The following is a 7,445-nucleotide window of genomic DNA, read 5'->3' as shown; positions in this document are numbered from 1 at the left end:
GGCAGCGTGCCCGCCTCGACGGCGCCGCGCTCGCCGGCACGTCGCGGCACCCAGGCCACGCGCGCGCCGGTGGCCTCGGCCACCCGCAGCACGGCCGACAGGACACCCGGGACGGTCGCCGCGCGCTCGCCCACCAGGACGACCGCACCGGGCGCCCGCAGCGCCTCGGCGGTGGTGGCGACGCCGACCTCGCCCGAGGCGAGCGCGGCGAGCACCTCGGCCTCGGTGCCGGGGGCGGCGGGCACCAGGGTGCCGGAGAGCTTGGTGAGCCCCCGCGTCGCGTAGGGCGCGACCGCGTGCACCGCGGTGCGGTGCTTGCGGACGGCCTTGCGCAGCCGCAGGAAGACGATCGCCGACTCCTCCTCCGGCTCGAGCGCCACCAGCAGCACCGCCGGCGCCTGCTCGAGGTCGCCGAAGGTGACGGCACCCGCGGAGGCCAGCGAGCGGCCCGCGACGTGGTGCGCGAGGAACTGCTCCTCCTCGGTGCTGTGCGGGCGCGAGCGGTGGTCGACGTCGTTGGTGCCGAGGGCGACCCGCGCGAACTTGCTGTAGGCGTAGGCGTCCTCGAGGGTCAGGCGACCACCGGGCAGCACGCCGACGCCCTTGCCGGCGCGCGCCCGCTCGAGGCCGCGGGCGGCCGTCTCGAGCGCGACCGGCCACGACACCTGCTCGAGCTCGCCGTCGGCGCCGCGCACCATCGGCACGCTGAGCCGGTCGGTACCGGTCGCCCAGGTGAAGGCGAACCGGCCCTTGTCGCAGAGCCACTCCTCGTTCACCGCGGGGTCGTCGCCGGCCAGCCGGCGAAGGACGGTGCCGCGGCGGTGGTCGGTGCGGGTGGCGCAACCGCTCGCGCAGTGCTCGCACACGCTCGGCGTGGAGACCAGGTCGAACGGGCGGGAGCGGAAGCGGTACGACGCGCTGGTCAACGCGCCCACCGGGCAGATCTGGATCGTGTTGCCGGAGAAGTACGACGCGAACGGGACGCCGGACTCGTCGAGCATCTGCTCGCCCTGCGTCGCGATGCCGAGGACGCCGGGCGAGAAGGTGCCGATCTGCTGCTGGATGCCGCGGTGCTGCAGGTCGATGAACGGGTCGCCCGCGATCTCCTTGGAGAACCGGGTGCACCGCTGGCACAGCACGCACCGCTCGCGGTCGAGCAGCACCTGGCTGGAGATCTTGATCGGCTTCGGGAACGTGCGCTTGACGTCGACGAAGCGCGAGGTGGCACGGCCGTCGCTCATCGCCTGGTTCTGCAGCGGGCACTCGCCGCCCTTGTCGCAGACCGGGCAGTCGAGCGGGTGGTTGATCAGCAGGAACTCCATCACGCCGTGCTGCGCCTTCTCGGCGGCCGGCGAGGTGGCCTGCGTCTTCACCTCCATGCCCTCGGTCAGCTCGATCGCGCACGAGGGCTGCGGCTTCGGCATCGCGCGCAGCGAGCCGTCCGGGCCGGGGGTGGCGATCTCGACCAGGCACTGGCGGCAGGCGCCGACCGGGTCGAGCAGCGGGTGGTCGCAGAAGCGCGGCACGTGCACGCCGATCTGCTCGGCGGCGCGGATGACCAGCGTGCCCTTGGGCACCTGGACGCTCACGCCGTCGATCGTGGCGGTGACCATCTGCTCGGCGGCCTGCGCCGGGCGGTCGGTGGTGGCGGTCATGTCAGGCCTGCACCTCCGCGAACACGGTGGAGCGCGCGTAGGGGAACAGCTCCCACGCGGGCGTCGTCATCCCGGCCTCGAACTCCGACCGGAAGTACTTGATGGCGCTGGCCACCGGGCTGGTGGCGCCGTCGCCGAGGGCGCAGAACGAGCGCCCGAGGATGTTGTCGCAGGTGTCGAGCAGCACGTCGATGTCCTCCGGCGTGCCCTTGCCGGCCTCGATGCGGCGCAGCACCTGCTTCATCCAGAACGTGCCCTCGCGGCACGGGGTGCACTTGCCGCACGACTCGTGCGCGTAGAACTCGGTCCAGCGCAGCACGGCCCGCACCACCGAGGTGGTCTCGTCGAAGATCTGGAGCGCGCGGGTGCCGAGCATCGAGCCGGCCGCGCCGACGGCCTCGAAGTCGAGCGGGACGTCGAGGTGCTCGGCGGTGAAGATCGGCGTGGACGAGCCGCCCGGCGTCCAGAACTTCAGCTCGTGGCCCTCGCGGACCCCGCCGGCCATCTCGAGCAGCTCGCGCAGCGTGACGCCCAGCGGCGCCTCGTACTGGCCGGGACGGGTGACGTGGCCCGACAGCGAGAAGAAGCCGAAGCCGGTCGACTTCTCGGTGCCCATGCCGGAGAACCAGTCGGCGCCGTTCAGGACGATGGCGGGCACCGACGCGATGGACTCGACGTTGTTCACCACCGTGGGGCGCGCGTACAGGCCGGCGACCGCCGGGAACGGCGGCTTCAGCCGCGGCTGCCCGCGCCGGCCCTCGAGCGAGTCGAGCAGCGCGGTCTCCTCGCCGCAGATGTACGCGCCCGCGCCGGAGTGCACGGTGACGTCGAGGTCGAACCCGCTGCCGTGCACGTTCTTCCCGAGGTGACCCGCGGCGTACGCGTCGGAGACGGCCTTGAGCACCCGGCGGTAGACGTGCAGCACCTCGCCGCGGATGTAGATGAACGCGTGGTTCGAGCCGATCGCGTACGAGGTGATCGCCACGCCCTCGACCAGCGAGTGCGGGTTGGCGTACATGAGCGGGACGTCCTTGCAGGTGCCCGGCTCGGACTCGTCGGCGTTCACGACCAGGTAGCGGGGGCCGCCGTCGGGCTTGGGCAGGAAGCCCCACTTCATGCCCGTCGGGAAGCCCGCGCCGCCGCGGCCGCGCAGGCCGGAGTCCTTGACGGTCTGCACCAGCTGCTCGGGCGTGCGACCGAGCGCGGCGCGCAGGGCCTCGTAGCCGCGGGCGTGCTGGACGTAGCCGTCCAGCGTCCAGCTGCGGTCCTTGTCCCAGGTGTCCGACAGGATCGGGGTCAGCGTCGTGGCCACGCTCAGCTCTCCTCGCCCTGGTCGCTGCGGCCGCCGCGCACGGGTTCGGGTGCGCGCCAGCCCTTCTCGCGCGCGAGCCGCAGCCCCTCGAGGCTGGCGCCCGCGGCGCTCACTCCCTCGTCGGCGCGGCCGTCGTCGAACCCGGCGAGCACGCGCGACATCTGCTTGAAGGTGCACACGCTCGACGCGCCGCGGGTGGGGACGACGTCGCGGCCGGCGCCGATGTCGTCGACGAGGGACTTGGCGCTGGTGGGCGTCTGGTTGTCGAAGAACTCCCAGTTCACCATCACGACCGGCGCGAAGTCGCAGGCCGCGTTGCACTCGACGCGCTCGAGGGTGATCTTGCCGTCGTCGGTGGTCTCGTCGTGGCCGACGCCGAGGTGCGACGACAGCTCGGCGTAGATCTCGTCGCCGCCCATGACCGCGCACAGCGTGTTGGTGCAGACGCCGACGGTGTACTCGCCGTTGGGGTGGCGCTTGTACTGCGTGTAGAAGGTCGCCACGGCCGACACCTCGGCGGCGGTGAGGTCGAGCACCTCGGCGCAGAGCTGGATGCCGTCGGGGCTGACGTAGCCGTCCTCGGACTGCACGAGGTGCAGCATCGGCAGCAGGGCCGAGCGCGCCTGCGGGTAGCGCGCGATGATCTGCTGCGCGTCGGCGACCAGGCGCTCGCGCACCTGCGGGTCGTACGTCACCGGTCCACACCTCCCATGACGGGGTCGATCGAGGCCACGGCGACGATGACGTCGGCGACGGTGCCGCCCTCGCACATCGCCGCGACCGACTGCAGGTTGTTGAACGACGGGTCGCGGAAGTGCGCCCGGTAGGGCTGGGTGCCGCCGTCGCTGACCAGATGCACGCCGAGCTCGCCCTTGGCCGACTCGATCGCCTCGTAGACCTGACCGGCCGGGACGCGGAAGCCCTCGGTCACCAGCTTGAAGTGGTGGATGAGCGACTCCATCGAGGTGCCCATGATCTCGCGGATGTGGTTGAGGCTGTTACCCATGCCGTCGCCGCCGAGCGCGAGCTGCGCCGGCCACGCCACCTTCTTGTCGGCCACCATCACCGGGCCGGGGCCCATGCGCTGGAGCCGGTCGGCGCACTGGCTGACGATGCGCAGCGACTCGTAGATCTCGTCGAGCCGGATGCGGAAGCGGCCGTACGCGTCGCAGGTGTCGCGGGTCGGGACGTCGAACTCGTAGGTCTCGTACCCGCAGTACGGCTGCGACTTGCGCAGGTCGTGCGGCAGGCCGGTGGAGCGCAGGATCGGGCCGGTGAGCCCGAGCGCCATGCAGCCGGCGAGGTCGACGATGCCGACGTCGACCAGGCGGGCCTTGACCACCGGGCTCTCGTTGGCGAGCAGCTCGAGGTCGCGCACGTACCGGTGCAGCTCGGGGATCGCCTCGCGGACCGAGTCGAGCGCGCCCGGCGGGATGTCCTGCGCCAGACCGCCCGGGCGCACGTACGCGTGGTTCATGCGCAGACCGGTGATCATCTCGAACAGCCGCAGCACGACCTCACGGGCGCCGAAGCCGTTCGTCATCATCGTGGTGGCGCCGAGCTCCATGCCGCCGGTGGCGAGGAACACCAGGTGCGAGGCGATGCGCTGCAGCTCCATCATCATCACGCGGATGACCGTGGCGCGCTCCGGCACGTCGTCGGTGATGCCGAGCAGCCGCTCGACGCCGAGGCAGTAGACCGTCTCGTTCATGATCGGCATCACGTAGTCCATGCGCGTGCAGAAGGTGACCCCCTGCGTCCACGTGCGGAACTCCATGTTCTTCTCGATGCCGGTGTGCAGGTAGCCGATGCCCGCCCGCGCCTCGGTGACGGTCTCGCCGTCGATCTCGAGGATCAGGCGCAGCACGCCGTGCGTCGACGGGTGCTGCGGGCCCATGTTGACGACCATGCGCTCCTCGCGCAGGGACGAGCCGGCCGTGCGCTCGCGGATCGCGGCCTCGACCTCGTCCCAGTCGCCGCCGGACGCGGTGAAGTACCTGCTGCCGCCCTCGTCGGTCACGGTGTCCTCGCTCATCGCCGTCCTCCCGTCCGTCGTCACTTGTAGCGCCGGCGGGTGTCCGGCGGCGGGACGGTGGCGCCCTTGTACTCCACCGGGATCCCGCCCAGCGGGTAGTCCTTGCGCTGCGGGTGGCCCGGCCAGTCGTCGGGCATCTGGATGCGGGTCAGCGCGGTGTGGCCGTCGAAGACGATGCCGAAGAAGTCCCACGCCTCGCGCTCGTGCCAGTCGTTCGCCGGGTACACCGACGTGATCGACGGGACGTGCGGGTCGCTCTCGGGGCAGGCCACCTCGAGCCGCAGCCGGCGGTTGTGGGTGATCGACAGCAGCGGGTACACCACGTGCAGCTCGCGGCCGGGCTCCTCCGGGTAGTGCACGCCACTGGCGCCGAGGCACATCTCGAACCGCAGGTCGTCGTCGTCGCGCAGCACCTTCGCCACGCGCAGCAGGTGCTCGCGGCGGACGAAGAGCGTCAGCTGGCCGCGGTCGACCACGACCTTCTCGATCGCGGCGTCCCAGCCGGGGCCGGCGGCGCCGTCGTCGCCGGGCTCGCCGAGCACCTCGGCCAGCACGTCGGCGACCTCGTCGAACCAGCCGCCGAACGGCCGCTGCGCCGCGCCGGGCATCGCGATCGCGCGCACGAGGCCGCCGTAGCCCGAGGTGTCGCCGGTGCCGCGGACGCCGAACATGCCCTCGCGGACCGCGACCACCTCGGCGGTCGGCTCGCGCAGGTCGACGTCGGCGCCGTCGGCCACCTGGCCGTGGGTCGGCTGCGCGCCGGCGCCCTGCGGGTCGGGTGCGCCGGTGCCCGTGGTGGTGCCGTCGGTCATGCCAGCAGGCCCTTCATCCGCGACGTCGGGACCGCGGCCAGGGCCGCCTCCTCGGCCGCGCGGGCGGCCTTGGTGCGGTTTACGCCGAACGGCATCGCCTTGATCTGCTCGTGCAGCTCGAGGATCGCGTTCATCAGCATCTCGGGCCGCGGCGGGCACCCGGGCAGGTAGATGTCGACCGGCACGACGTGGTCGACGCCCTGGACGATCGCGTAGTTGTTGAACATGCCGCCGGAGGAGGAGCACACGCCCATGGCGATGACCCACTTCGGCTCGGGCATCTGGTCGTAGATCTGGCGCAGCACCGGGGCCATCTTCTGGCTCACCCGGCCGGCGACGATCATCAGGTCGGCCTGGCGCGGGGTGGCCGAGAACCGCTCCATGCCGAACCGCGCGATGTCGTACTTCGGGCCGCCGACCGCCATCATCTCGATCGCGCAGCAGGCCAGGCCGAAGGTGGCCGGCCACACCGACTTCGAGCGCATGTAGCCGATGACGTTCTCGACGGTGTCGAGCAGGAACCCGCTCGGCAGCTTCTCTTCCAGACCGTTGCCCATCAGCGGGGCCCTCCGTCCGTGGTGCCGGGTGTGCTGGTCGTGCGGTGCGTGCCCGTGGGCGACGAGGTCAGTCCCACTCCAGACCGCCCCGCTTCCACTCGTAGACGAACGGCACGGTGATGAGGAACAGGAAGCCGAGCATCGCCACCAGCCCGAACAGCGCGAGCTCCTCGAAGGCGACCGCCCACGGGTAGAGGAAGACGACCTCGATGTCGAAGATGATGAAGGTCATCGCGACCAGGTAGTACTTCACCGGGAAGCGGCCGCCGCCCGCCGCGTGCGGGGTGGGCTCGATGCCGCACTCGTAGGCGTCCAGCTTCGCGCGGTTGTAGCGCTTGGGGCCGACCAGCGAGTTGGTGACCAGCGACAGGACGACGAACCCCACCGACATGGCCAGCATGGCCAGGATCGGGATGTACGGGTTGAACGACGACGGCTCCACCCTCAGGCTCCCCTCTGGGCTGCAGGACCACGGCCTGCAGGTGTGTGGGCGCCGCCCATAGTAGGGGTGGCGCAGATCACGTCGGCGCAGGCGCTCATGCCGCGGGCGCCGCTGTCCGGAGGCGGACCGGGACGACGACGGGCCGGTCGTCGCGCCGGCGTGCGATCGCGTCCATACCCGTCCTCCCGTCCCACCCGCCGGCCCCTGCGAGGGGCGCTTGTGAAGCCGTTCACTAACCAGCGCGCGAGTCTACGCAGAGCGGGAGGGGCCTGTCCGGTGAGGATGACCTAAGCCCGCTGCCCCACCCGCGCCGACCGCACGACGGGCCCGCCGCGACGTGCGCGACGGGCCCGGGTGCAGGCGTGGTCAGCGGTTGAACGCGTCCTTGACCTTCTCGCCGGCCTGCTTCACGTCGGCGCGGGTCTGGTCGTTCTTGCCCTGCTGCTCGAGGCGCTCGTCGTCGGTGCCCTTGCCGACGGCCTCCTTGGCCTTGCCGCCGAGCTTCTCGGCCGCGTTGCCCACCTTGTCGTCGAGACCCATGACGTCCTCCGTGTGCCGGGTCGCCGTCAGGGGCGGCGACTGCCTCCACGACAGCACGACTCGCAGGGCTCCGCACGTCGAGCCGGGGGCGC

At 71.8% G+C, this 7,445-nt stretch carries 8 protein-coding genes; all 8 read right to left on the bottom strand.

What is annotated here, in order from left to right:
- Positions 1-1,655: NADH-quinone oxidoreductase subunit G (locus ACYVKY_RS14125; RefSeq protein WP_460435629.1), on the bottom strand; the 1,655-nt coding region annotated here is incomplete at its 3' end.
- A 1-nt stretch (position 1,656) separates the two neighbouring features.
- Complete coding sequence (nuoF, locus tag ACYVKY_RS14120; protein ID WP_460435628.1) at positions 1,657-2,967, bottom strand: complex I 51 kDa subunit family protein; 1,311 nt, start codon at positions 2,965-2,967, stop codon at positions 1,657-1,659.
- 2 nt (positions 2,968-2,969) lie between these two features.
- Complete coding sequence (nuoE, locus tag ACYVKY_RS14115) at positions 2,970-3,662, bottom strand: NADH-quinone oxidoreductase subunit NuoE (RefSeq protein WP_460435627.1); 693 nt, start codon at positions 3,660-3,662, stop codon at positions 2,970-2,972.
- A complete protein-coding gene (locus ACYVKY_RS14110; protein WP_460435626.1) occupies positions 3,659-5,002 on the bottom strand; it encodes an NADH-quinone oxidoreductase subunit D in 1,344 nt (447 codons plus the stop codon). The genes nuoE and ACYVKY_RS14110 overlap by 4 nt, the downstream gene beginning before the upstream one ends.
- A gap of 20 nt (positions 5,003-5,022) precedes the next feature.
- A complete protein-coding gene (locus ACYVKY_RS14105) occupies positions 5,023-5,814 on the bottom strand; it encodes an NADH-quinone oxidoreductase subunit C (RefSeq protein ID WP_460435625.1) in 792 nt (263 codons plus the stop codon).
- Positions 5,811-6,371 (bottom strand): NuoB/complex I 20 kDa subunit family protein, encoded by a 561-nt coding sequence (locus ACYVKY_RS14100; RefSeq protein WP_460435624.1) that lies wholly within the window; start codon positions 6,369-6,371, stop codon positions 5,811-5,813. Before ACYVKY_RS14100 ends, ACYVKY_RS14105 begins: the two co-directional genes overlap by 4 nt.
- Positions 6,372-6,438: 67 nt before the next feature.
- Positions 6,439-6,813, bottom strand: a complete 375-nt coding sequence (locus ACYVKY_RS14095) for an NADH-quinone oxidoreductase subunit A (RefSeq protein WP_460435623.1) — start codon at positions 6,811-6,813, stop codon at positions 6,439-6,441.
- 366 nt (positions 6,814-7,179) lie between these two features.
- Positions 7,180-7,353: a CsbD family protein gene (locus ACYVKY_RS14090; protein WP_460435622.1), complete on the bottom strand. Its 174-nt coding sequence runs from the start codon at positions 7,351-7,353 to the stop codon at positions 7,180-7,182.
- Between the last annotated feature and the right edge of the window lie 92 nt (positions 7,354-7,445).

It is taken from the genome of Angustibacter speluncae (genome assembly GCF_054777815.1).
Note: the sequence above shows the minus strand (reverse complement) of the source record. Positions and strands in the feature narration are given on the sequence as shown.